Below are 24,188 nucleotides of genomic sequence, written 5' to 3'. Positions count from 1 at the left end.
TTTATAGGCAGACTAAACGGCAATATTATCCCGGCAGAATCTATGCGCGCATGCGAAATTTCAACCCATGAGGGTCAATTTCTTTCCGCACGATGGCGCAGATCTTCACAGCCCAATCTTCCCTGTGCTGAATTTGGATAGGAACTGCGACAAGGGATAGGATAGGGTGCTCCGCCCGCTTCAGCGGCGCGAGCGCAGTCGAAGAGATAAGATCATGCCCGGACTTCAGCGTACCGACCTTGCAGACCTGAACACGTTCCTGACGATCGTCAGAAGGGGAAGCTTTACGGCGGCCGCCATCGAGCTGGGATTGACCGCCTCGGCCGTCAGTCATGCCATGCGACGGCTCGAATCCCGGCTGGGCGCGAAGGTGTTGAACAGGACAAGCAGGGCCGTTTCCCCAACGGATCTCGGCCAAAAGCTGGCGCGACGGCTGGAGGATGGGTTCGACCTGATCGGCGCTGCAATCGAGGATCTCGAAGCGCCGGGGAGCGGACGTTTCGGCGAGCTGAAGCTTAATGTTTTTCGCGACGCCGCACATCTGCTGATAACGCCGTCCTTGCCGGAATTCGCGAAACAGTGCCCGGATGTCCGCCTGACCATCGTTGTCGACGATCGGCCGATAGATATTGTCGCCGAAGGCTACGACGCCGGAATGCGATATGGCGATCATGTGCCGGAGGACATGATCGCTGTTCCGTTGACCGGCCCACAGCGCTGGGTGGTTGCGGGCTCGCCAGCCTATCTTGCGGAACACGGCGTGCCCGCGACGCCGAGCGATCTGCAACGGCATAAGTGCGTGCAGCTTCAGTTGGGCGACAACACGGCATTTCGATGGGAGCTTGGAACGGGTGCGGAGGAGCAGCGGCTGCGGGTGCCCGGCCTGATCACCATCAACGACACGGCCACCACGATTTCAGCGGCGCGGGACGGACTTGGTCTGGCCTATCTCCTGCGAGCCCGCATCGAGAGCGAACTTGAAGATGGCAGCTTGCAGCAAGTCCTGGAAGATTTCGCGGCCGAGGGCGCGCCATTCTACATGTATTATAGCAGCCGGCGCCACAATCATCCCGCACTTCGCACCCTCATCAATATCATCAGGGCTCGAAGCGGCTTGGCCAGACTTAGCGAGCGACCTTGAGGGCCTAGCTTTCTCGGCGTGAGTGCCCCCGGACAAGCCGGGGGCCGTCATTGCAATCTTAGAGCTTCGCAGACTGCGCGCGCCAGAGGTCGATGCCGCTTTCGGTCGCGAAACCGTCGATCTCCTTGAGTTCTTCCGCCGAGAACGAAAGGTTCTTCAACGCATCCAGAGAGTCATCCAACTGCTCCACATTGCGAGCGCCGATCAGCGATGAGGTCACTGCAGGGTTTCGCAACGTCCAGGCGATCGCCATCTGGGCCAGAGACTGCCCGCGACGTTCGGCGATTGCGTTCAGGCTGCGCACCTTTTCCAGCACTTCCGGCTTGAGCAACCGATCGCTGAAGGAAGAACCGCGTGCCACACGAGCATCCGACGGAATGCCGCTCAGATATTTCGACGTCAGAAGTCCCTGCGCCAGTGGCGAGAAGGCAATGCAGCCGACGCCCAGCTCTGAAAGCGTATCGAGAAGACCTTCCTCGACCCAGCGATTGACCATCGAATACGAAGGCTGGTGGATCAGCAGCGGAATGCCTTCCTGCTTCAACAACTCATAAGCCTTGCGCGTCCGCTCGGGACCATAGGAGGAAATACCGACGTAAAGCGCCTTGCCCTGACGCACCATCTGGACGAGAGCACCCACCGTCTCTTCCAGCGGAACATCTTCCGTCGGGCGATGCGAATAGAAGATATCGACATAATCGAGCTTCATGCGGCGCAGGCTCTGGTCGAGGGAAGCAAGCACATGCTTGCGAGATCCACCGAGACCATAGGGGCCGGGCCACATGTCCCATCCAGCCTTGGTCGAAATGACCATCTCATCACGATAATTGGCGAAATCCTTCTTGAGGATAATGCCAAAATTCTCTTCGGCCGATCCATAGGGAGGTCCGTAATTGTTGGCGAGATCGAAATGCGTCACACCGCGATCGAACGCCCTTCGGATGACAGCACGGCCGGTTTCGAAGACGTCGGCTCCGCCGAAGTTCTGCCAGAGGCCAAGCGAGATGGGCGGCAGCTGAAGTCCGGAAGCGCCGCTTCTGCGGTACGAGATACCGTCATATCTGTTTTGTGCTGGAATATGCATGGGTCTACCTTTCTGAATTGCTTGAACAGAAGATAGACCGCGATCAGCTCGGCCTCAAATGAGCCAGCTTCACAGCTTCAATGAATCGAGTTCACAGATGTATCAAAACGAGCGGCCGCAGCTACGCTCATCATCCGCGCTTTTGGCTGAAGCCGGGGCCGCCGCGGGCCTCATCGATCAGCTAGCGCCTTAGCACGGTTTGCGCTGCCCCGGCGAAAGAGCGCGGGCGCCGGATTCCTTTTTCGAACCCGGCGCTGCGAGCCGATCAAGCCTTCACGACGCTCGCGGTATAGATCTCGTCGATGGTCTTTCCGAGGCTGGCGTCAAATTCGGCATCGCTCATCGATACGCGCAGATCCTCGGTCAGGGCGCGCGAGAAGCTGGCGATCATGCCATGGTTGTGACTGAGCTTTTCACAGGCATCGCTGCGGGTATAGCCACCAGACAGGGCGACGACGCGGGCAACGGCCTTATGCTCGACCAGCGGCTTGTAGAAATCCGCGACCGTCGGAATGGTGAGCTTCAGCATGACCTTCTCGCCAGCCGGCAGAGCATCGAGGCTGCGTGCGATCTCATCACGCAGGATGGCTTCAGCCTCAGCCTTGGTCGGGCTCTTGATGGAGACTTCCGGCTCGATGATCGGGATGAGACCATGGCCGAGAATCTGGCGGCCGATTTCGAACTGCTGCTTGACCACGGCGGCAATGCCGGTCTTGTCGGCATTGGCGATGACGGAGCGCATCTTGGTGCCGAAGATGCCCTTCTTGACGGCACGCGCCAGCAAGGCGTCGAGATCCGGCATCGGCTTCATCACCTGTGCACCGTTTTCCTCGGCAGCCAGACCCTTGTCGACCTTCAGGAAGGGCACGACGCCGCGATCTTCCCAAAGATAGGACGGAACGGGCTTGCCTTTCGCTTCACCATCCATCGTCTTTTCGAACAGGATCGCGCCGATCACCTTGTCACCGGAAAAGGATGGAGCCGTCATGATGCGCACGCGCATTTCATGCATCAGACGGAACATTTCCTCATCGCCGCTATAGTCTGAATCGGCAATCCCATAGAGACGCAGGGCGCCCGGTGTCGAGCCGCCGCTCTGATCGAGAGCCGCGATGAAGCCCTTCTTCTCAGACATCTGCGACATCATCTTTTCGTCAGCCATGCTATTCTCCCTATGTATAACGACGCGCGGCGCGTACGGACTTTGCAACTCGAATGGCCTTCGGTGGCTCCGACCCAGGTAAGCCTGCCAGCTTCAGCACTCAAACTGACTTTCACCCGGCTGCACAGATGACCATTTTCTGAGGAAACTATAGGATTTCGCGTCCATATCCAGTCGAAATGGGAGGGTTTTGCCGAAAATCCGACGTACCGCCTGCAATGCCGAATTTAAAACGTTTGTATCCGCATTTTTACCGGACTGCAGCCGCGAGCCGTAACGCGCAATGGGCGCCTATCATCAACACCAAACACCTTTGAACCAATTCAAGTCGACGCCTGTTTCATGTTTCTGCTGTCCTATGATTCCAGATTGCATTTTCCGAGTCGGCACCAGCTTCGCTTCGCGGGCTACTGTCTGGAGCGGTAGACGCAAGTTTTCGCCTCACTCAGACGTTCTGAATTACGACACCAAATGCGTGTTTTCTCTTAACCAGAACAAACATCTATAGGTTGATTTAGATCATTGGCTGTTATATGCCTTGAATGAGGGTTTCAGACAAAGACGATGAACAGACGGCAAGCACATTCGCTTTCAGCCGTGAGGGACCCTTTGCTTGATTTTCAACGCCAAAGGAGTTGTCGAACATGGCCGGAACATTCACCATCAATGTTCAAAATCGTCAGCCACAGACACAGAGTTTCTATTTCTTCCAGCAGCCGTCGATCTTTTCGGGAGGTGGACAGGCCTATTCAAACAGCCTTTTTTCTCAGGTGCTTGCAAGCTACGACACGAGTGGGGCAGTCATGACATTCATGGTCGAGCAAAATTATCATGCCGCTATCCAGCAGGCGAACAGCATGCCGCAAGTCGGAATGCCTTCCGGATTTGCAAGCGCGAGCCGCGCTATAGAGCTTGCAGGCATCAACGGCGGCCATTCGAATGACTCGACGATGGCTTCGGTGAATCCGCTCGGCCTTTCCGCACCGGTCAGTTATCAGGGTGTTCAGCCAGGGGCTTTTCGCATCACCACGCCAGGGTTCACCCCACCGTCAATGTACAACGTTGGATCGGCGGTTTCCACCAATGGCGGCATCATTCTGTCGAATTTTGTCGTCGCATACCCGATGAACAACACGGACTGCCAGCCCGTTCTCAAATTCTATGTCCAGACAGGGACTTATATGCCGGGCGCTGTCATCAACTTCACTCAAGCCAGCATAGATGCCGCAATGGTGGATTTCACCGGCGGCCATAGCAGATGCAATGTCACGCTGAACGCCGACGGCACCACGCAATTTCAATAGACATGATCGTTTTCGCGAGCGAGGGAATGCATTGACCTCGCTCGTAAGGATCGTCAATCAATCGGTCATAATGGCGCCTTCGAACCTGTGGCGTCTACAGATTGCCGCATATGAGGCGTCTCGATCGCAACCAGTTCAATAACGTCGTGAAATCCTCGGCGTCAGCCTTGGTCAAGCGAACCAGCTTGAGATCGCCGATCTCGGCGACTTCTCCAGTCACCTTGTTAAAAACCGTCCAGTTCGTATCGGGATCTTGCCGGACCGCATAAAGATCATCAGCCGCCGCCATCGTCAAAGGTCCAATTTCCTACACCGCTGCGCATGCTTTCAAAGCCAAGCTGGCCCCCTCTTCGACCGCCCGCGCGAACAGATACTTCAATGCCTTCACCATCTCGCTAGTTTAGCGACGCCAAAGCGATCGGCCTGCGCCAAGCGCCACGTCGATGCTGCTCTTGGTTCGCCGCCGCAAACGCTAGGTGGATTCCAAATCACTGTCTCCGTCCATTTCTGATCGCTTCAGCGGCGTCCCGACCCGCGCATACAGCGCTGATCAACACCCGACGTGGCTCTGCGACCATAGCGAGCCGTTTTTCACGCACACCACTTGGATCGCCAAACTATTGACAAGTCGGCGAGCGTGCCGCTTGATACACCTATCCGAGATAACAGACACATGTCCGATATATTGGATTATCAGGAAGCGCTTATCCAAAGGGGACCACCATGACCATTTCTTTCCGCACCGGCGTTATGTCGCTGGTTGCCGCAACACTCCTGTCCACGACACCGGCCCTTGCCGATGGCAGCAAGCTCGACGAAGTGCTGGCGCGCGGCCATCTCGTTCTTGGAACCGGCAGCACGAACGCGCCGTGGCACTTCAAGAGCGCCGACGACAAGCTGCAGGGCTTCGATGTCGACATGGGCCACATCATCGCCAAGGCACTGTTCGGCGATCCCGACAAGATCGAGTATGTGAACCAGTCGTCCGACGCCCGTATTCCGAACATCACCACCAACAAGGTCGACATCACCTGCCAGTTCATGACCGTGACGGGCGAGCGCGCCCAGCAGGTGGCCTTCACCATTCCCTATTATCGCGAAGGCGTCGGCCTGATGCTGAAGGCCGATGGCCAGTATGCCGACTATGCGGCGCTGAAGGCAGCAGGTTCGTCCGTCACCATCTCGGTTCTGCAGAACGTCTACGCAGAATCCATGGTTCACGCCGCCCTTCCGGATGCGAAGGTCGACCAGTACGAATCCGTTGACCTGATCTACCAGGCGCTGGAATCCGGTCGTGCCGATGCGGTTGCGACCGACCAGTCGTCGCTCGCCTGGTACATGACGCAGAACCCGGGTCGCTACAAGGACGCCGGCTATGGCTGGAACCCGCAGACCTATGCCTGCGCCGTCAAGCGTGGGGACCAGGATTGGCTGAACTTCGTCAACACCGCCCTTCATGAAGCCATGACCGGCGTCGAATTCGACAGCTATGCCAAGTCCTACAAGACCTGGTTCGGCAAGGACCTGACCCCGCCGCAGATCGGCTTCCCGGTCGAATACAAGTAATGGCCGAGCGGAGCGGGATATCCTCCCGCTCCGCCAGTCTGAAAGGGGCGGCCCGACATGGGTTACACGCTGAATTTTGCCGCCGTCTGGCGCAACTCCGATTTTCTCATAAGTGGTCTGGCGCTCAGTCTCGGGCTGGCGATCATATCGATTCTGATTGGTGCCCTCATCGGCCTGATCCTCGCCTTCGCGCTGACGTCGAAAAGCCGTGCGGCAATGATCCCGGCGCAAGTCTATGTGACCGTGATCCGAAATCTGCCGATCCTGGTGCTGGTACTGTTCGCCTTCTTCGCGTTGCCGCAGATGGGCTTTCGCCTGGACAAGATCAAAAGCTTCGTGCTGGTCCTCTCGATCTACTCGGGCGCTTATCTGGCCGAAGTGTTTCGCGCAGGCTTGCTGTCGATCCCGAAAGGTCTCTCCGAGGCGGGTCTCGCAATCGGCCTGACGCCGATGCAGATCCGTGGGTCGATCATCGCACCGCTGATGCTGCGCAACGTGCTTCCGTCGCTGTCTTCGACCATCATCTCGCTGTTCAAGGATACCTCGCTTGCCGCCGCCATTGCCGTGCCGGAGCTGACCTTCGCTGCGCGCAAGATCAATGTCGAAAGCTTTCGCGTCATCGAAACCTGGATGGTCACGTCAGCGCTCTACGTCGCAACCTGCTTCCTCATCGCCGCGCTGATGCGTCTCGTCGAGCGCAGGCTGGCCTTGCCGAGGTAAATGCATGTCTCACAGTTTTCTCGAACAACTCTGGATCGCCCGATACGTCATCATCAATGGGCTTGGCGTGACGGTGTCGATTTCTCTTCTCGCCATTCTCGCCGGCTCCGTCGTCGGTGTCTTCGTCGGTCTCGCGCTTGTCTATGGCAATGTCATTCTGCGCCTGATCATCCGCGCCTACACCGACATCATACGCGGCACGCCCGTGCTGGTGCTCGTGCTGGCGAGCTACTACGTCTCCGCCGCCGTCGGCTTGGATCTGGGGCCGTTTTCGGCCGGCGTCCTTGCCCTTGCAATCTTCTGCTCCTCGCATGTCGGCGAGATCGTCCGTGGCGCGCTGCAGGCCATTCCGAAAGGACAGACCGAGGCGGCGAAGGCAATCGGCCTGACGTTCAGCCAGACGTTTACCTCGGTTTTGTGGCCTCAGGCCATGAGGCAATGCCTGCCGTCCTGGGTCAATACAGCAGCCGAGATGGTCAAGGCGTCGACGCTTCTGTCTGTTATCGGCGTGGCGGAGCTTCTTCTGCGCACGCAGGAGATCATCTCCCGCAACTTCATGAGCCTACAGTTCTATTTCCTGGCTGGCGGCCTCTATTTCATCGTCAACTTCGGCATCGAACGTTTCGGCAAATATGTCGAGCGCAAGACTGCACTGCCGTCCTGAGGAGATCCGACTGGTGGCCAAGACTATTCTCGATATTAAAAAGCTGCGTAAGACCTACGGCCAGAACGAAGTCCTCAAGGGCGTCGATTGCGCCGTTCAGGAAGGCGAGGTCATTTCCATCATCGGCTCCTCCGGATCCGGCAAGACGACCCTGCTGCGTTGCATCAACATGCTGGAGGAATTCCAGGGCGGCACGATAAGCCTCGATGGCGAGGAAATCGGCTATCACGGCGAAGGCGCAGCGCGTCGCCGCAAGAGCGAAAGGGAAATCGCCCGGCAACGGGCGCTGACCGGCATGGCCTTCCAGCAATTCAATCTCTTCCCGCATATGAGTGCGGCGGAAAACGTCATGCTCGGCCTCATCAAGGTCAAGAAGATGTCGAAGCCGGATGCGCGCGCGTTGGCGGAGAAATGGCTCGACCGCGTTGGCCTCTCCGCCAGGACAAACCATTATCCCGGTCAGCTCTCCGGCGGTCAGCAGCAGCGCGTTGCGATCGCACGTGCCATTGCCATGGCGCCACGGCTGATGCTGTTCGACGAGGTCACCTCGGCCCTGGACCCCGAACTGGTCGGCGAAGTGCTGCAGGTCATCAAGGGGCTTGCCGCCGATGGCATGACGATGCTGCTCGTCACGCACGAGATGCGCTTTGCCTATGAAGTCTCGTCGCGCGTCATCTTCATGAATCAGGGCGTCATCTGCGAAGAGGGCAACCCCAAGGAGATGTTCGCAAGCCCGAAGACGGAGCGGCTCGCCGAATTCCTGAAGACATCGAGTTTCAATTGAGGTTCTGGAAAGCAAGCCGGCACGGGCATTGCGCCATCGCAAAGGCCGATGCTATCGGAGCCTCGTCTTGAGGTTCCGCGGCATCGACGCCGAATAATCGGCAAGAACATGCCGGCGCATGCCCCTTGCGCCGGTTGCGACTGGTTGAGAGTATTCGGAGAAAAGCATGGCCGAGACTGCAAACGACATTGGATCGCGACGCATGCGTGGGCTGGATCGCGCTTTCGAGATCCTCGAGTTCCTGCGCGTCAAGCGTCAACCGATGCGTCCGAACGAGATTGCCAACGAAATCGGCGCACCGCGTTCCTCCATCTACGAGCTCGTCAATCTTCTGCTCGGCCATGGCATGCTCGACTATCAGGGCGGCGACGGCCGGGTGTTTCTCGGGCGCCGCCTCTATTTTCTCGGAACGGCTTATGCCGAACAATTCGATCTGATGCGCGAATGCGGGCGCATGCTGAGCACGCTTGCCGAGGAAACACGGGAAACCGCTCAGATGTGCCTGCTCGAAGGCAACAAATACACCGTCGCCATGATGCGTGAGGGCATTCGACCGTTTCGCATCTCCTCGAATGTCGGAGAGCTTGTCGCCATTCCCTGGACGGCATCGGGCCGCCTCCTCGTGGCACATCTTTCGGATCAGGAGATTCTTGATTTCATTCCGCCGGATGACTTTGTCCTGCCGAACGGCAAACGACTGGAAGCGGGGGATTTCATCGCGCAGGTGCGGCAGGCGGCGAGCGACGGGTATTTCACCTTCAACAGCGAAGTCGAAAACTTCACCCACTGCTTCGCCGTTCCGATTTACCAGGCCGAGGGCGCATGCATCGCCACGCTTTGCCTCGTGACGCCACGGGAAGACGGCCTGCGCAATCGCGAGGCCTATCTCGACAGCCTTTTGAAGGCGGCCCATGAAATCTCCGAGAAACTCGGCTTCCGTTCGTCGAAGAGCCGCTTCTTCGCATCCCAATCCTGATCACAAGCCTGGGAATTTCAGTTTACCAACCAGACATCGGTCGATGCCGGGATTCGGGTCGGCGAACCCCGGCGTCATGCTTTCAGATCTGCGCGAAGCCGCCGTCCGCAGTCAGCTCGATGCCGCTGATATAGCTTGAATCCGTTGATGCGAGAAAAAGGGCGGCCGAGGCGATATCCTCACCTGTCCCGATGCGACGGAGCGGTGTTGCCGCTATCATCTGGGTCTTCACGCCGGCAATCATGTCGTCGCTCAGGCCGGCTTTGCGCATGATATCTGTGTCGATCAGGCCGGGCGACAGGGCGTTGGTGCGGATGCCGGTCGGACCGAGCTCCGCCGTCAGCGTGCGGGCAAGCGAGCGGATCGCGGCCTTGGTCGCCGAATAGATTGCAAAGCCGGGGATCCCTTTCTCATCCTGCATCGACGTCGTCATAATGATAGAAGCGCCGGCCTGCATCAATGGCACCAGCTTCTGCACGGTGAAGAAAGTGCCTTTGAAGTTAGTATCCGCAACCGCGTCGAAATCATCTTCCGACGTCTCGTGAAGCGGGATCGGCCTGCCGCCGCCAGCATTTGCAAAGAGAATATCGAGCCGACCATATCGGGATTCGACATGCGTCTTCAGCGCGTCGATATCGGATAGTTTCGAAATATCGCTTCGGAATGGCGCAACTCCCGAACCGATGTCGCGAGCTGCCGCATCAAGCGCCGCCTGATCCCGCCCGGTGATGACGACCTTTGCGCCCTCGCGCGCAAACAGCTTGGCGGTTGCAAATCCCATACCTGTGCTGCCGCCAGTGATGACTGCAATTTTTCCGTCCAATTTACCCATAGGTACGTCCTTCCTTATCCATCATCTGCTATCGCAGATCGGCAAGGACCCTAAACGTCGTGCGGACACAGTCGTAGAATGGCCGAACGACTAGCATCCATTCCTAGAGGGAATGGATGTGGCTTACTCTATCCGGAGGGTGAGCTCACTAGCGCAGATATTGGCAAGGAAATCGATCACCACCCGAAAGCGTTGCGCGAGCCGACGGCCGCTCTGCGTCAAAACATGGATAGGCACGGAATCGGGTGCGAACTCGTCGAGAATCTGAACGAGACGACCCGAGGCGAGATCCGACGCAAACAGCGCTCTGGACGAATGACCTATGCCTAGGCCGGCAAGTATGGCCGACCTGATGTCTTCTGAATCGTCCGATGCAAAATTGCCGGAAGGCTCGAGCGAGAATTCACCATCCGGTCCCTTGAACCGCCATAGTGCGGCAGCGCCTCGGGAGTGGCGCACTACCAGCTTGTGGGATTTCAGCTCAGCCGGATTCTGCGGCGTGCCATGCCTGGCAAGATAATCCGGCGTCGCAACCGTTATATGGCGAACGCTGCCGATCTTGCGCGCCATCAACGATGAATCGCTTAAAAGGTCGACACGCAAGGCAATATCGATGCCTTCCCGCACAAGATCGACCCGATGGCCCGCGACCGAAATGTCGATTGCTATCCCTGGAAACTCCGCAAGGAAGTCTGGAAGGCGCGGTATGATGAACTGGCTTGCGAAGCCAGGCGGCGTGGCAAGCTTCACCAGACCAGACGGGTTAACACTGCTGCGTGTGATCCGGCTCTCCGCCTCTTCAAAATCGTCGAGAATACGCACCGCCGAATCGTAGAGGTCCTGCCCCGCCGCCGTCAGCCGAAGGCCGCGCGAGGTTCTGCTTAAAAGCTGCGTGCCAAGCCAGGTTTCGAGACCGGCGATTTGCTTGCTGACGGCCGGTTGTCCAAGATTGAGTTCGCGAGCAGCCCTTGTGAAACTTTCACACTCCACCACCCTGACGAACAACTGCAAAGTCGAAAAGCGATCCATGCGCTACCATTCCCTGTTGGAATGCATAGTGGCCCATATGGCGCCAGGCAACAAGCCAACCGGGCGCATCTTCCGATCGCTGTTCAACGCGATGTTACCTGCCGTGACCCTGTGAAACTCAATTCGCGCGCTACCTTCACCAGTGACCCGCCCAATTGCTAAGAGGCTCACATGCAGGAAATGAATGACGTTAACGCTGCCGCCGAAAAACGTGCCGCCGCCATGATTGCCGGCGACATCGATGGCATTGCCGCCCTTCTCGACGAGCGCCTGATTTATACCCATTCCAGCGGCGTGGTCGACACGCGCGAATCCTACATCGCCGCTTTGAACAGGAAGGAATATATCTATCATTCAGTCGAGACGGTGAAGACCGATTATTCCCTGACGGATGGCGACCTTGTCATCAGCAACAAAGTCATGGCCGTCTCCATGACGGTTCGCTCTTCTGGTCAAACCGTTTCCAGGCAGATCCGGGTAACCGAGATTTGGACACGCGGCAACGGAGACCGGGCGTGGCGTCTGCTCGTCAGCCATTCGACCAATATCAGCTGAACAAGGCTGAGGCATTCGACGCCTCGTTTATACCGAGGCGGTTGCCGGTGGGCTGAAGCGCAAATTCGCAGCCCAAGCAACGTGGTCGGATGCCAACGATGTTGACACCGTCAATTTCCGTGCCTTAAATGGGCACTGTCAACATTGGAAGAACCGCCATGGCCTATCACCATCACGATCTGCACCGCGCGCTCGTCGATGCAGCTCTTGACCTTGTCACCGAGGAACAGGCGTGGGATTTCTCCTTGCGGAAAGTCGCGCGGCGCGCCGGCGTATCGCATAATGCGCCCTATAATCATTTCACCGACAAACGCGCGCTTCTGGCGGAGGTCGCTGCAAGTGGCTTTCGGCTCTTGCAACAGCACCTTTTTGCGGCGATAGCGGACGAGCCAGACGCGAAACAAGCCCTTTTCCGCCTGGCCAATGCCTATGTCGATTTTGCAAGCGACAACCCAGCGCTTTACCGTTTGATGTTCGGTCCAATGCTTGCGGATGGGCACCAAAACAGGCCCGATGTCACGATCGAAGCCGGCGCGAAGGCAAAGACCGTGCTTGTCGGCCTCTTGCAGCGAGGTGCAGCAGCGGCTGCATTCTCCTTTCATCCGGAGAATACGGAAGGGTTGGAAACCGCGCATCTGACCGTCTGGTCGGCACTTCATGGCCTCGCCTCGTTCGTGGTCGATCGGAAAGCGGAGACAAATTTGCCGGAAGGGAAGTTGGCCGATTTGGTGCTCACTCTCCTCCTGAACGGCCTCGCGAACCCCAAAAATCGAGAGTCTCAAGACAATGGCTGAAACCCTTTCGGGAATGGAACTGCGCTCGACGATCACTTCGGACGCATGGCTGGAACTCGCCTTGATAAGGCAGGAAGTAGCCTCGCCTGAGGCCGGTGAGGTGCTGGTGCGGATCGCCGCGCCCATCAATCCCGCGGACATCCTCGTGATGTTCGGCCCTGCAGATCCCGCGTCCTTTGAATTTCTCGAACGAGACGGCGTGCCGCTCGTCAGGGCAAGGGTTCCTGCGGAAAAACTGGCTGGCGTGGCTGCAAGGCTTGATCAACCACTCCTTGTTGGCAATGAAGGCGCCGGCATCGTCGTCCAGGCTGGAGCCGGCGCCGAGCATCTGCTCGGCCGCTCGGTCGCCCTGCGGGACCGCATGTTTGCCGAGTATCGCACGGCGAAGCTCACCGATTGCATCGTGCTGCCGACTGGAATGTCGCCACACGAGGGTGCATCCGCATCTATCAACCCGATGACCGTTCTTTCCATGGTCGATACCATGAAACGCGAGGGACATTCCGCGCTCGTCCATACCGCAGCCGCATCCAGCCTTGGTCAGATGCTCAACCGCTTGTGCCTGACCGACGGTATTCCGCTCGTCAACATCGTGCGCAGTGACGAGCAAGTGGCTCTGCTTCGACAGGCAGGCGCCATCCATGTCGTGAATTCCGCGTGGAACGATTTCCCCGCCCGATTGCTCGACGCGATCGAACAGACGGATGCCACGCTTGCCTTCGATGCGATCGGCGGCGGCACGATGGCCTCCGATATCCTTCATGCCATGGAAATCGCGCAGTCACGGAAATCGGCGCAGTTCAGCCGCTACGGATCGCCTGTGCATAAACAAGTCTACGTCTACGGCCTGCTCGATCCCGGTGACCGGGTGTTGAGAACCAATATCGGCACGGCGTGGAGCGTTGGCGGATGGTTGATGAGCTGGCATCTCGCGAAGATCGGCGCGAACGCTACTGACGCGCTCCGTGCACGCATGTTGAACGAGTTGACGACGATATTCCGGACGGATTACGCCGCGGAGATCGCACTTGCGGATATGCTGAACCCGCACGAGATCGCTCGATATGGGAAGCCGGCTACCGGCAGTAAGTTTCTCGTCGTGCGAGGGAAACACTGCTGATGGCGTCGATTATCGAAGCAGGCACGTGATAGTCATCTGCCCCGTTATCAACGAGACAGCAGTTGATTGGCGCGCATGGACTTGGCAAACGCGCCGGGAGAACACCCTATTCGACGGCGGAACGCAGTGCTGAAAGCGCTTGCCGATTCGTAACCTGCCTCCTCCGCAATTTGGCTCAGGGAAGCCTCGTTCCGGCCCAAGGCGTCGATTGCCAAGGTCATGCGCCAGTTGGAAAGATAATCCTTCGGCGCCCGCCCCACCAACTCCGAGAAGCGGTCCGAAAACGACGATCGTGACATCCCCGCAAGTGCTGCCAGTTCCACAACGGTCCAGGCGCGAGAGGGCTCGCCATGCATGGCATGGAGCGACCGGGCGATACCGGGATCGCGCATGCCGGCGAACAGGCCGGGGTCAAGAGAATTGGCTCCGAGGAAAGCGGAGCGAAGCGCTTCGATGAGCACGACTTCCAGAAGACTGCGAACGATCATATCTCGCCCCGGCCGATCGGCCGCCGACTCATCGACAATGAGATCTATCGTCCGTGCCAGACGGCTTGTATCGGTTTCGCTGGCCCAGACATGGATCACACTGGGCAGAAGGGGTTGCAACAGCGCCTTGTTGAGTTGCCCCACTTCGAACGAACCGCCAAGCATCTGAAAGTCAGGCGCGGAATCCTGATCGCCATGATGCACCGCATCGGCGGAGGGCACCCCTTTCAATAACATCGCGTCCGGATCGCTTGTGAGACAGAAGGCCGGCATCCGCGGGATCAGCACGAAATCGCCACGAGACAACTCGAAGGGCGGCGCCCCGTCCAACGAAAGGAGACAGCGCCCTTCGATGACGATGGCGAAACTTGGAGCCTCGTAAGCATCATATTGAACACCCCATCGCCCGCTCGCGGTGATTTTCTTGGAGACGACGGTGGCGGGTTTCAGGACGGATATGATGCTCGTTAACGGGTCCATTTTGGCCAAACAGTAAATAAATATGGATGATTGATTATAGATTGTCCGATCACTTTGTCCATAATGATGGAAAAGGAGATTGAAAAATGTCAAAAACAGTTCTGATCACGGGTACGTCTTCCGGCTACGGCCTCGCCATAGCGCAGCATTTTCTAACGCAAGGATGGAACGTTGCCGCGACGATGAGAAAGCCGTCCGCAACTGCCTTTGCAAAAAGCGATCGGTTGAAAGTGTTTCCGCTCGATGTGACCGATACCGCATCGATCGACGAAACGATCGCACAGGCGAAGGACCATTTCGGCGGGATCGACGCCTTGATCAACAATGCCGGTATCGGATTGGCATCCGCCTTCGAGGCGACGCCCGACGAGACGATAAGGGAGCTGTTCGACACCAATACGTTCGGCGTCTTTGCAACATGCCGCGCGATCATTCCGCTCATGCGCAAACAAGGAGGCGGCACGATCGTCAACGTCACCTCAAGTGCGGCGATCGCGCCAACTTATCCGCTCGTTTCCGTCTATGTGGCAAGCAAATGCGCGATCGAGGGATTTACCGAATCCGTCGCCAACGAATTGCTGCCATTCAATATCAGAGCCAAGCTGGTGGAACCCGGGCTTGCGCCGACGACACGGTTTGGTGCCAACGCCGCAACGCGCATGGACGGCCTCATCCCGCATGACTATCAGGACTATGCGCAGCGCTACTTCCAGAAGATGGCGCATTATCCGACCGACTATTGCAAGGAAACCGAAGTCGCAGCTGCAGCCTTCGAAGCCGCGAGCGATGGCAGCAACCGTCTTCGCTATCCCGCGGGCGCGGATTCCGAACTGCTCGCATCCTTGAGATGGCCAACATCGGAGGAGGCTTACCTGACCCGGATGCGGGAACTCTTCGTGCCGTAACCCCTCAGTACAGCAAACGGCTTCGGCAATCGCGCCGAAGCCAAAGTCCGCAGATCGGCCCGCTTCACTAGCGCTACCAGCCTATGCCGTTTTGGCGGCAAGAGCCTGCCACTCCGTCAGGAAGCCCATGATATCGAGTGAATCCCTCATTCTCGGCGACGGCCGCGGTGCCTCAGTGCGTCCGTTGCCGAGGCAGTTTTCGACCATCTGCACCTGGGAATCGAAGGCATCGTATCTGGAGATCAAGACCGTCTTTTCCGGAGCTTGCCCGTAGATCTCTACCTCAAAGCTGTTTTCACCGGCGACCGGAAGCCATGGATTGGTGACGAAACGGACGGAGCCAAGCTCTCCACGCACGGTGAAGTCGTGCGACATGCCGAAACTATCCGTGCTGGCGAGCGACGCAAGCAGGCCGCTTTCAAATTGCACGAGCGCCGTCGTATCACAAATATTTCCGTCCTTAGACGATCGATTGCCGAAGGCTGACATCTGCCTTTGCGAAAAGGCACCATCGCCGAAGGCCGTCTGCAGGACATAATGCAGCAGCGAGGCCGGATAGCAGCCGAGATTGAAAATCGTCCCGCCGCCATTCGGATTGACGACATTCCATATGTCGGCCGCATAGGTGGCGGAAATGGTCCGCAAGCGCCCCAATCGTCCCGACGCGATGACATCGCCAAAAGCTGCGATCAGCGGGTGACTGAGATACATCAGCCCCTCCACGAAGAACGCGCCGCTTTGACTGACGGCGCGGGCCAGCGCATTGGCATCATCCCTATCCGTCGTCAGGGACTTTTCGCAAAGAATGGCTTTTCCCTGCGCTGCCACACTGATGACGGCCGCGGCGTGAACATCGTTTGGCAAGCCGACATAGACGACATCCACATCGGCGTCAGCGGCGAGCGCCTCGATGCTCTCATAGCACCGCGCAACGCCATACTCGCTTGCGAAAGCCTGCAATCTTCCAGGGTCACGGCCGTAAACCGCCAGCAGTTGCGAATTGTCGCTATTGGCAATCGCCCGCGCCATCGTGTGCGAAATAAAGCTCGTGCCCAGAAATCCCCAACGCAGCAATGTGCTTTCCTCCTACCTGAGTGTTCAAGCCATAAGCGCTGGCCGGCCAAGTGGAAAGTGTTCAAAAACTGCCATTCAGAGCAGAAAATCTGCCATGCCTTGACCGTCGACATCTTGAGAAGCGAACGACCTCGTCGGCAGAATTTTACCTGGGATACAGGGACAACAGAGGTCGAGCGCGCATCCCTCGCCAAAGCTACAGCCTACTTCGCGATTGCTTGGTTGCATTCGAGATCGCAGCGCTACAGCCCATGGCCTCTTGCGCAATACCCTCTTGTCAAAAATAATAGATAAAATTATTTGGATATCTATAGATTCGCTCAAGGAGGACTCTTATGGATCAGCTTCCGATATCAAAACAGGATGATTCAACGCATTTCTCGACCGCCACGCCTACAACAACGATCGAGAACGCACAAATTATCTATAATTTACCCTTCAACGATCTCTTGTTCCGTGCCCACGAAGTCCATCGCAGGAATTTCGATCCCAACGCCATCCAGATGAGCCAGCTTCTGTCGATCAAAACCGGCGGCTGTCCTGAAGACTGCGGCTATTGTAGCCAGTCCGCCCACAACCCGACGGGCCTTAAGGCATCCAAACTCATGGAAGTTGAGCGCGTGCTCACCGAGGCCCGCAAGGCGCAGGAAAAAGGGGCGACGCGCTATTGCATGGGCGCTGCGTGGCGCAATCCCAAGGACCGCGATATGGACGCGCTTGTCGCCATGGTCGAAGGCGTCCGTGCGCTCGGGATGGAAACCTGCATCACGCTCGGGATGCTTACGGCTGAACAATCGGCAAAACTCGCCGAGGCAGGCCTCGATTACTACAACCACAATGTCGATACGTCAGAGCGCTATTATTCGCAGATCATCACGACGCGAACGTTCCAGGACCGGCTGGATACGCTTGCCAACGTGCGCAATGCGGGCATCAAGGTCTGCTCGGGCGGCATCCTGGGCATGGGCGAGACGATCGAGGACCGCATTTCGATGCTCGTGACACTCGCCAATTTGCCCACGCCACCAGAAAGCGTGCCAATCAACATGCTGATACCGATCCCCGGCTCCAAGCTCGGCGATGCCGCGCCGGTCGATCCGATCGATTTCATCCGCACAGTCGCGCTCGCACGGATTCTCATGCCGTCTTCGCACGTGCGCCTGTCTGCGGGGCGCACAAGCATGAGCGACGAAATGCAGGCACTTTGCTTCTTTGCCGGAGCCAATTCGATCTTCGTTGGCGAAACGCTTTTGACAACGGAGAATCCCGGCGAGGATCACGATAGCGCGCTGTTCCGCAAGCTTGGCCTGAAATCCATGCCCCTGGAGCCGTTGCGTTGAGCGCGCCGGCCTTTGGCCGCCATGAGGCAACACTTGCCGGTCTCAGGCGCAGGTCGAGAATTCGCGATCTCGTGCCGCACCAGGGCGCGGACTTTACCTCGAACGACTATCTCGGGCTTGCCAACGCGCCGCGCATGAAAGCAGCAATATCGGCAGCGCTGGAGGCTGGCGTACCTGCCGGCGCCGGCGGCTCCCGACTGTTACGGGGCAATCACTGGATGCACGAAGCCTTGGAGACGGAGGCGGCTGCATTCTTCGCAACGGAAAGAGTGCTCTATTTCGGCAGCGGCTTTGCCGCAAACGTCGCGCTTTTTTCCTGCTTGCCGCAACGCGGCGACCTCATCGTCTACGATACCCTTATTCACGCGAGCGCTCGTGACGGTATTTCGGCAAGCAAGGCGGAAACTTTGGCCGTGCCACATAACGATGTCGAGGCGTTCGACAAGGCGATCGGGATTTGGCGCAAGCGGGGCGGCAGGAGGTGCGTCTGGATCGCCGTTGAAAGCCTCTATTCGATGGATGGAGATCGGGCACCGCTCTTCGACCTTAAGGAATTGGCGGACCGGCACGGCGGACTTCTTGTCGTCGACGAGGCACATGCCACCGGCGTTTTCGGCCCTGGTGGTCGCGGTCTTGCTTCGGATCTGGAGACCGCCGGCAATGTGCTCGTGCTGCATACTTGCGGCAAAGCACTCGGCATGTCCGGTGCGCTGTTGGGGCTGCCGGGCGTGCTGGCCGACTATATGGTCAATCGCGCCCGCAGCTTCATCTATTCCACGGCACCGTCGCCACTGATGGCGGCGGGCGTGCGCGAAGCGCTGCACATGATCGAAGACGAGCCCGAGCGCCGCAGCCGTCTCACCGCGCTGAAAGATTTTGCCGGCGATCGATTGCGGTCGAAACTCGGACTCAATTCGGGTAGCGGCTCGCAGATCCTGCCGATCATGATTGGCGACAATGCGGCTGCGTTGCGCATTGCCGAGCGCATGCGCAGCGAAGGCTTCGATGTCAGGGCCATCCGGCCGCCAACGGTGCCCGAAGGCACGGCACGGCTGCGCGTTTCCATCACGCTCAATATCGATGAGGGCCAGATCGCCGACATGATCGAATGCCTCGCAACCATAATGGATGGAGAGAAAGCATGATGCCCCGATACGTCGTAACCGGCACCGATACGGGGATAGGCAAGACGATTTTTTCAGCCGGCCTGACCGGAGCTCTCAACGCCCGCTACTGGAAGCCCGTCCAGTCAGGTCTGGACGAGGAGACCGACAGCGAAACTGTACTGCGGCTGAGCGGCGTCTCTCCCCAACAGATTCTGCCGGAGGCCTATCGCCTAAGAACGCCCGCCTCGCCACATCTTTCCGCTCGTCTCGACGGCGTTGAGATCGAAAGCGCGCGGCTCCAGCCGCCAGAGGTCGAGGGACCGCTGATCATCGAAGGCGCTGGCGGACTTCTGGTCCCGTTGACGGACGACCTCGTCTTCGCCGATCTCTTTGCGCGCTGGCAGATCCCCGTCATTCTCTGTGCGCGGACGTCGTTGGGCACGATCAATCACACATTGCTGTCGCTCGAGGCCTTGAGGCAACGCAACACTCCGGTGTTCGGCATTGCCTTTGTCGGCGACGAAAATTCGGAAACGCAACGCATCATCGAAAAGATGGGCCGCTGCCGCCTGCTCGGACGTCTGCCATGGATGGCGGACATCGATGCCGACGCACTCCATCGAGCCTTTCGCGACAATTTTAATGTGAGCACTTTTTCGGAGTCGTGGCCATGAACCGTTCGACCGTCTGGCATCCCTTTACCCAGCATGCACTCGAACCGCCGATGAAGCGCATCGCGTCCACGCAAGGTGCTTATCTCACGGATGAAGACGGCAATCGTATCCTCGATGCGATCTCGTCCTGGTGGGTCATCACCCATGGCCACCGCCACCCGACGATCATGGAGGCAATTCGAGCAGCAACCGAAGCCTATGACCAGATCATCTTCGCCGAATTCTCGCATGAGGCGGCCGAGCGGCTCGCGGAAGGATTGATCGGGATTGCGCCTGCGGGATTAAAGCATGTTTTTTATTCCGATAGCGGTTCGACCGCGGTAGAAGTCGCGGTCAAAATGGCGCTCGGCTATTTTCACAACCAGGGAGAACCGCGCGACCGGATCGTTGTCATGGAGCACGGCTATCACGGCGATACGATCGGCACGATGTCGACCGGAGAACGCGGCGTCTTCAACGCCGCCTATGAACCGCTGCTATTTGGTGTCGACAGGCTTCCCTTTCCGGAAGCGAACTCAGAGCAGGACACACTCGATCGGTTCGAGGCGTTCTGCCGTACCGGTCGCGTCGCGGCCCTGCTGATAGAGCCGCTAATCCTCGGCGCCGGCGGCATGAAGATTTACGGCGCCACGTTGCTGGCAGGATTGAAGAAGATTGCCGAGCAGCACGGTTGCCTTTTCATTGCCGACGAGGTGATGACCGGCTGGGGTCGAACCGGAACGATGTTCGCCTGCGAACAGGCCGGCTTGACGCCCGACATTCTCTGCACGTCGAAAGGTCTGACCGGTGGCGCGCTGCCACTGGCGGCAACACTTGCGACCGGCGATATCTTCGACGCCCATCTGTCAACCGATCGGCGCAAAACCTTCTTCCATTCGAGTTCCTATACCGCCAACCCGATCGCCTGCGCCGCAGGGGTTGCCAATCTCGAGGTCTGGCGAAACGAGCCCGTGATCGAACGCATCCGGGATCTCGAGACTGCGCACAGGCTGAATCTCCTCCGATACGAGGCCGATGCGCGGTTTGCCAACATCCGGCAACTGGGCACGATCGCAGCACTCGATCTCATCGTTCCGGCGGGCGGCTATCTCGCGAAGGTCGGCCCGCATATGCGCAGGCTGTTTCGCGATCGCGGACTGCTCATCCGTCCCCTGGGCAATGTTCTCTATCTGATGCCGCCCTATTGTGTCACCACGAGCGAGCTTGAATATGCCTACGACACCATCGGCGAAGTCGCGGCGATCGCTCTGGAACACGCACAATGAACGGCGGCCGTTCTTCGCGCATGGCAGGCTTTGGTCACGCCGTGCCAGGCCGGTGCGTGCACAACGCGGAAATCGAGCTGAGCCTTGGGCTGGAAGCTGGCTGGATCGAACGGCGGACCGGCATCAGAACGCGGTATTGGGCCGAAGATGGCGAGACGCTGAGCGAGCTTGCCGCCGCCGCCGGAAGAATGGCAATCGAAGACGCTGACATAGCTGGCGAGGATATCGCGCTGACGCTGCTTGCGACTTCGACGCCCGACCATCTGCTGCCGCCCTCGGCACCGCTTCTCGCCCATAAGCTCGGCCTTGCGAGATCGGGCGCCATCGATCTTGCCGGCGCCTGCTCCGGATTTCTGTATGCACTTGCCCTCGGCGACGGTTTCGTCAGGACGCATGGCCGCGCCGTGCTGATCGTCGCGGCGAACATCCTCAGTCGCCGCATCAATCCTGCCGAAAGAGCGAGCGCGGTACTTTTCGCCGATGCCGCCGGCGCCGTTGTGCTCAAGCCCGCGCACGATCCTCGACGCGGCCTTCTTTCCGTAGATCTGTCATCCGACGGAAGCGGCTACGATCTGATCCAGACCCCGGCGGGGGGAAGCAGCCGCCCCTTTTCCAGGGAGATCGGCTCGGAGGATTATCTGATGTCGATGCGGGATGGCCGCATGGTTTTCTCCAGAGCAGTCGACATGATGACCGAGACGTCGCGACGTGCGCTGACGGACGTTGGAATCGCCACCGGCGAAATTGATCATTTCATCCCGCATCAGGCGAATGCACGGATGTTCGATGCGGTCTGCGCCAATCTGACCATCGATCCGGCACGAACGGTGCGCACGATTGAAACCTATGGCAATTCGTCGGCAGCGACGATCCCGCTCTCGCTCTCTATCGCCAATTGCAACAAGCGGTTCGGCAGCGGAGAAACCTTGCTCATGACAGCAGCCGGTGCCGGATTCTCCGGAGGTGCTGCCGTCGTTCGCATATAACATCAGGCAAATCTCACATACCTCGCGAATTTGCTGCAGACCCATAGAGAAGCAACTAAGAGACGCGCCAAATACAAATACATCACGAGAAAATGAAGACATTTCCTAACTTTCGCACCTATATTGCAGCTAATCTGTCGTCTCCTAACTCTTAATAAAGCAAAGACCTGTAAGAGGTAACTCTATCAAAGGGTTAGCCCGCTAAAGGTTTTAGACTAAAATGTCTTTATTTCAGAATTTCTTTAAAGACCGCCGCGGTAATTTCGGCGTATTGACAGCTCTGCTTATCATCCCCGTCATAGGCTGTGCAGGCATGGCCGTCGACCTCACCAATGCCTATCAGATCCGCACTCAGTTGATGGAAGCCGCCGATGCAGCAGCGGTGGGTGCGATCTCGGACTCCTCGCCAGCACTCGCGCAGGCCCAGAAGATGACGCAGGACGGCGAAATCACATTGGGCGATACAGATGGAAAGAACATCTTTTTCGGTCAGAGGACATTCGAACTCTCCCAGCTGCCGCTGGATGTGTCAGTCAAAGTCACGAAGTCTGGCGGCAGCATCTCGTCAACAGTGACATTCTCGGCGCAGGTTCCGACAACATTCATGCAGATCCTTGGCGACATGACAGTGCCGGTTTCCGGTAGTGCAACGGCAGTCTACAAGAGTGAGAGCTATAGCGATTTCTATATGTTGCTCGATAACTCTCCTTCGATGGGAATTGGCGCAACGCAGCAGGATATCAATAAGCTGAAGACCGCCACGGCGAACTCCGGCGATGCCGCCGGACGAAACTGTGCCTTTGCCTGTCATATGGGCAGCATCGACAATAACGGCAATTTTCATGAAGATCCGAATAGCGACTATCTGATCGCCCGCGCCAACAATGTTACCCTGCGCATCGATGTGGTGACCAAATCGGTCAATACGCTGCTGAGTACAGTCAATACCTCGCAGAATACACCCGGCCAGTTCCGGGTCGCCGCATATACACTTGGCAGCATGGCATCCGAGTCCGGCTATTCCATCCAGAAGATCATCGGATTGACATCCGATCTGGCATCGGCAAGCAATGCAGCAGGTCAGATACAGTTGATGGTGACGCCGCACCATAGCTACAACGACGATGCGCTCACCAGCTTTGATACCGCCTTGACCGATATCGGCAAGGAGATGCCCTCAACGGGCGGAACGGGCAGTAGTTCCTCCAATAGACAGCAGGTTCTCTTCTTCGTCACGGACGGCGTCAGTGACGCCTTGCAGACGACGACCTGTGGCGGCGGCTGGGCGGATTCGAAACGCTGTATCGAACCCATCAACTTGGCTCAATGCAATGCACTCAAGAGCCGCAATATCAAGATCGCCATCCTCTACACGACCTACGTGCCGCTGACCGGCGATCATCTATGGGATACCTATATCAATCCTTTCGCGACTCATATCGGCCCGCAGCTGAAGCAATGCGCGTCCGACAATCTCTATTTCGAAGTCAGCCCCTCGGATGACCTCCAAGCGGCGATGAATGCGCTTTTCGTCAAGGCGTCAAACACCAATCTACGCCTGTCGAGCTGACACAAGAGGCGGCCAGCCGTTTCATGGGTATAATCGCGCCCATGATCCAGACCCTCTCCTTTCGGCAACTCGCCTGCGATCTCGTGAGGCGGTTGCTGAGAGACTGACGGAGAGGAATCGGCGTCTGGAAAACAGAACCGCCTCGCCTGTGATCATAAAACAGCAATCGGCGCGGTCCTTTCTCAAAACCGCGCCGACGAAGATGATGGAATACCGGTCTCAATCCCCCGTTCAAGCGATTCTGAGTTGAGAGTTTGGATCGAAGAAGACGGCCTTGTCGAGGTTGAATGCGAGGCGTGCGTGTTGGCCTGCGTGGATGCGGGCATCGGCGCGCAGGCGAGCGACGACTTCCTTGCCGCCGAGCTTGATGACGGCGAAGGTGTCGGAGCCGGCGGGTTCGACCACCTCGATCAGGCAGTCGTTCTCGGAGACGGTCTGCGCATTGCGGTCGGCGCCATCCGGGTCGGTCAGCGCCTCGGGGCGGATGCCGAAGACGACGGGACGGCCGGCATGGGCTTCGAGCTGCTCGCGGCCGGGTGCGATCGGCAGCCTGACCGGCTCGCCGTCGG

The 24,188-nt window shown here is 58.1% G+C and carries 25 protein-coding genes; 16 read left to right on the top strand and 9 right to left on the bottom strand.

Going from position 1 to position 24,188, the window contains the following annotated elements:
• Positions 1-214: 214 nt before the first annotated feature.
• Positions 215-1,141, top strand: coding sequence for a LysR family transcriptional regulator (locus HGP17_RS32665; protein WP_168816067.1), 927 nt, complete (start codon positions 215-217; stop codon positions 1,139-1,141).
• A 58-nt stretch (positions 1,142-1,199) separates the two neighbouring features.
• On the opposite strand, the gene mgrA is transcribed toward HGP17_RS32665, so the two are convergent.
• Entirely contained in the window at positions 1,200-2,225 is a 1,026-nt protein-coding gene (gene mgrA / locus HGP17_RS32660) for an L-glyceraldehyde 3-phosphate reductase (protein ID WP_168816065.1), read from the bottom strand.
• A 265-nt stretch (positions 2,226-2,490) separates the two neighbouring features.
• Positions 2,491-3,387: a fructose bisphosphate aldolase gene (locus HGP17_RS32655; protein ID WP_168816063.1), complete on the bottom strand. Its 897-nt coding sequence runs from the start codon at positions 3,385-3,387 to the stop codon at positions 2,491-2,493.
• Between the two features lie 644 nt (positions 3,388-4,031).
• Here HGP17_RS32655 and HGP17_RS32650 point away from each other — a divergent pair.
• Positions 4,032-4,691: a hypothetical protein gene (locus tag HGP17_RS32650; RefSeq protein ID WP_168816061.1), complete on the top strand. Its 660-nt coding sequence runs from the start codon at positions 4,032-4,034 to the stop codon at positions 4,689-4,691.
• A 94-nt stretch (positions 4,692-4,785) separates the two neighbouring features.
• Here HGP17_RS32650 and HGP17_RS32645 read toward each other — a convergent pair whose 3' ends face one another.
• Complete coding sequence (locus tag HGP17_RS32645; RefSeq protein WP_168816058.1) at positions 4,786-4,980, bottom strand: hypothetical protein; 195 nt, start codon at positions 4,978-4,980, stop codon at positions 4,786-4,788.
• Positions 4,981-5,414: 434 nt separating this feature from the next.
• On the opposite strand from HGP17_RS32645, the gene HGP17_RS32640 reads away from it, so the two are divergent.
• From HGP17_RS32640 to HGP17_RS32620, 5 genes are all read left to right on the top strand, one after another.
• A complete protein-coding gene (locus HGP17_RS32640) occupies positions 5,415-6,257 on the top strand; it encodes a transporter substrate-binding domain-containing protein (RefSeq protein ID WP_168816057.1) in 843 nt (280 codons plus the stop codon).
• A gap of 57 nt (positions 6,258-6,314) precedes the next feature.
• On the top strand, positions 6,315-6,977 hold the full coding sequence (locus HGP17_RS32635) for an amino acid ABC transporter permease (RefSeq protein WP_168816056.1): 663 nt from the start codon (positions 6,315-6,317) through the stop codon (positions 6,975-6,977).
• A gap of 4 nt (positions 6,978-6,981) precedes the next feature.
• Positions 6,982-7,641 carry an amino acid ABC transporter permease gene (locus HGP17_RS32630; protein WP_168816055.1) on the top strand — a complete coding sequence of 220 codons (660 nt, stop codon included), beginning with the start codon at positions 6,982-6,984 and terminating at the stop codon, positions 7,639-7,641.
• A gap of 13 nt (positions 7,642-7,654) precedes the next feature.
• Complete coding sequence (locus HGP17_RS32625; protein ID WP_168816054.1) at positions 7,655-8,425, top strand: amino acid ABC transporter ATP-binding protein; 771 nt, start codon at positions 7,655-7,657, stop codon at positions 8,423-8,425.
• 166 nt (positions 8,426-8,591) lie between these two features.
• Entirely contained in the window at positions 8,592-9,401 is an 810-nt protein-coding gene (locus HGP17_RS32620) for an IclR family transcriptional regulator (RefSeq protein ID WP_168816053.1), read from the top strand.
• A gap of 82 nt (positions 9,402-9,483) precedes the next feature.
• Here HGP17_RS32620 and HGP17_RS32615 read toward each other — a convergent pair whose 3' ends face one another.
• Entirely contained in the window at positions 9,484-10,233 is a 750-nt protein-coding gene (locus HGP17_RS32615) for an SDR family oxidoreductase (RefSeq protein ID WP_168816052.1), read from the bottom strand.
• Positions 10,234-10,356: 123 nt separating this feature from the next.
• Complete coding sequence (locus HGP17_RS32610) at positions 10,357-11,262, bottom strand: LysR family transcriptional regulator (RefSeq protein ID WP_168816051.1); 906 nt, start codon at positions 11,260-11,262, stop codon at positions 10,357-10,359.
• 171 nt (positions 11,263-11,433) lie between these two features.
• On the opposite strand from HGP17_RS32610, the gene HGP17_RS32605 reads away from it, so the two are divergent.
• The gene (locus HGP17_RS32605) at positions 11,434-11,817 is read left to right on the top strand and encodes a nuclear transport factor 2 family protein (protein ID WP_168816050.1); all 384 of its coding nucleotides are present in this window, start codon (positions 11,434-11,436) and stop codon (positions 11,815-11,817) included.
• 110 nt (positions 11,818-11,927) lie between these two features.
• Here the strand turns inward: HGP17_RS32605 and HGP17_RS33870 are convergent, their stop codons facing one another.
• Positions 11,928-12,647, bottom strand: coding sequence for a hypothetical protein (locus HGP17_RS33870; RefSeq protein ID WP_246704319.1), 720 nt, complete (start codon positions 12,645-12,647; stop codon positions 11,928-11,930).
• Between HGP17_RS33870 and HGP17_RS32595 the strand changes: the two genes are divergently transcribed.
• A complete protein-coding gene (locus HGP17_RS32595; RefSeq protein ID WP_168816046.1) occupies positions 12,604-13,731 on the top strand; it encodes an NADH oxidase in 1,128 nt (375 codons plus the stop codon). The genes HGP17_RS33870 and HGP17_RS32595 overlap by 44 nt on opposite strands.
• A gap of 47 nt (positions 13,732-13,778) precedes the next feature.
• Here HGP17_RS32595 and HGP17_RS32590 read toward each other — a convergent pair whose 3' ends face one another.
• Complete coding sequence (locus HGP17_RS32590) at positions 13,779-14,792, bottom strand: AraC family transcriptional regulator (RefSeq protein ID WP_246704318.1); 1,014 nt, start codon at positions 14,790-14,792, stop codon at positions 13,779-13,781.
• Between HGP17_RS32590 and HGP17_RS32585 the strand changes: the two genes are divergently transcribed.
• Entirely contained in the window at positions 14,786-15,604 is an 819-nt protein-coding gene (locus HGP17_RS32585) for an SDR family oxidoreductase (RefSeq protein WP_168816044.1), read from the top strand. The two genes, HGP17_RS32590 and HGP17_RS32585, sit on opposite strands and share 7 nt — an antisense overlap.
• A gap of 81 nt (positions 15,605-15,685) precedes the next feature.
• Here the strand turns inward: HGP17_RS32585 and HGP17_RS32580 are convergent, their stop codons facing one another.
• Complete coding sequence (locus HGP17_RS32580) at positions 15,686-16,678, bottom strand: Gfo/Idh/MocA family oxidoreductase (RefSeq protein WP_168816042.1); 993 nt, start codon at positions 16,676-16,678, stop codon at positions 15,686-15,688.
• 335 nt (positions 16,679-17,013) lie between these two features.
• Here HGP17_RS32580 and bioB point away from each other — a divergent pair, with 335 nt between their 5' ends.
• The 6 genes from bioB (at position 17,014) to HGP17_RS32550 (ending at position 23,619) form a co-directional block, all read left to right on the top strand.
• Entirely contained in the window at positions 17,014-18,018 is a 1,005-nt protein-coding gene (bioB, locus tag HGP17_RS32575; RefSeq protein WP_168816039.1) for a biotin synthase BioB, read from the top strand.
• Positions 18,015-19,163, top strand: coding sequence for an 8-amino-7-oxononanoate synthase (locus HGP17_RS32570; RefSeq protein ID WP_168816037.1), 1,149 nt, complete (start codon positions 18,015-18,017; stop codon positions 19,161-19,163). The genes bioB and HGP17_RS32570 overlap by 4 nt, the downstream gene beginning before the upstream one ends.
• The gene (gene bioD, locus HGP17_RS32565; RefSeq protein ID WP_168816035.1) at positions 19,160-19,798 is read left to right on the top strand and encodes a dethiobiotin synthase; all 639 of its coding nucleotides are present in this window, start codon (positions 19,160-19,162) and stop codon (positions 19,796-19,798) included. The genes HGP17_RS32570 and bioD overlap by 4 nt, the downstream gene beginning before the upstream one ends.
• Positions 19,795-21,063, top strand: a complete 1,269-nt coding sequence (locus HGP17_RS32560) for an adenosylmethionine--8-amino-7-oxononanoate transaminase (protein ID WP_168816033.1) — start codon at positions 19,795-19,797, stop codon at positions 21,061-21,063. Before bioD ends, HGP17_RS32560 begins: the two co-directional genes overlap by 4 nt.
• Entirely contained in the window at positions 21,060-22,049 is a 990-nt protein-coding gene (locus tag HGP17_RS32555) for a beta-ketoacyl-ACP synthase III (RefSeq protein WP_168816031.1), read from the top strand. Before HGP17_RS32560 ends, HGP17_RS32555 begins: the two co-directional genes overlap by 4 nt.
• Positions 22,050-22,269: 220 nt before the next feature.
• Complete coding sequence (locus HGP17_RS32550) at positions 22,270-23,619, top strand: pilus assembly protein TadG-related protein (protein ID WP_281412810.1); 1,350 nt, start codon at positions 22,270-22,272, stop codon at positions 23,617-23,619.
• A 231-nt stretch (positions 23,620-23,850) separates the two neighbouring features.
• Here HGP17_RS32550 and HGP17_RS32545 read toward each other — a convergent pair.
• The coding region (locus HGP17_RS32545) for a TOBE domain-containing protein (RefSeq protein ID WP_168814815.1) at positions 23,851-24,188 on the bottom strand (338 nt) is incomplete at its 5' end.

Origin of the sequence: Rhizobium sp. P38BS-XIX, assembly GCF_012641435.1 — a bacterium.
GTDB lineage: Bacteria > Pseudomonadota > Alphaproteobacteria > Rhizobiales > Rhizobiaceae > Rhizobium.
Note: the sequence above shows the minus strand (reverse complement) of the source record. Positions and strands in the feature narration are given on the sequence as shown.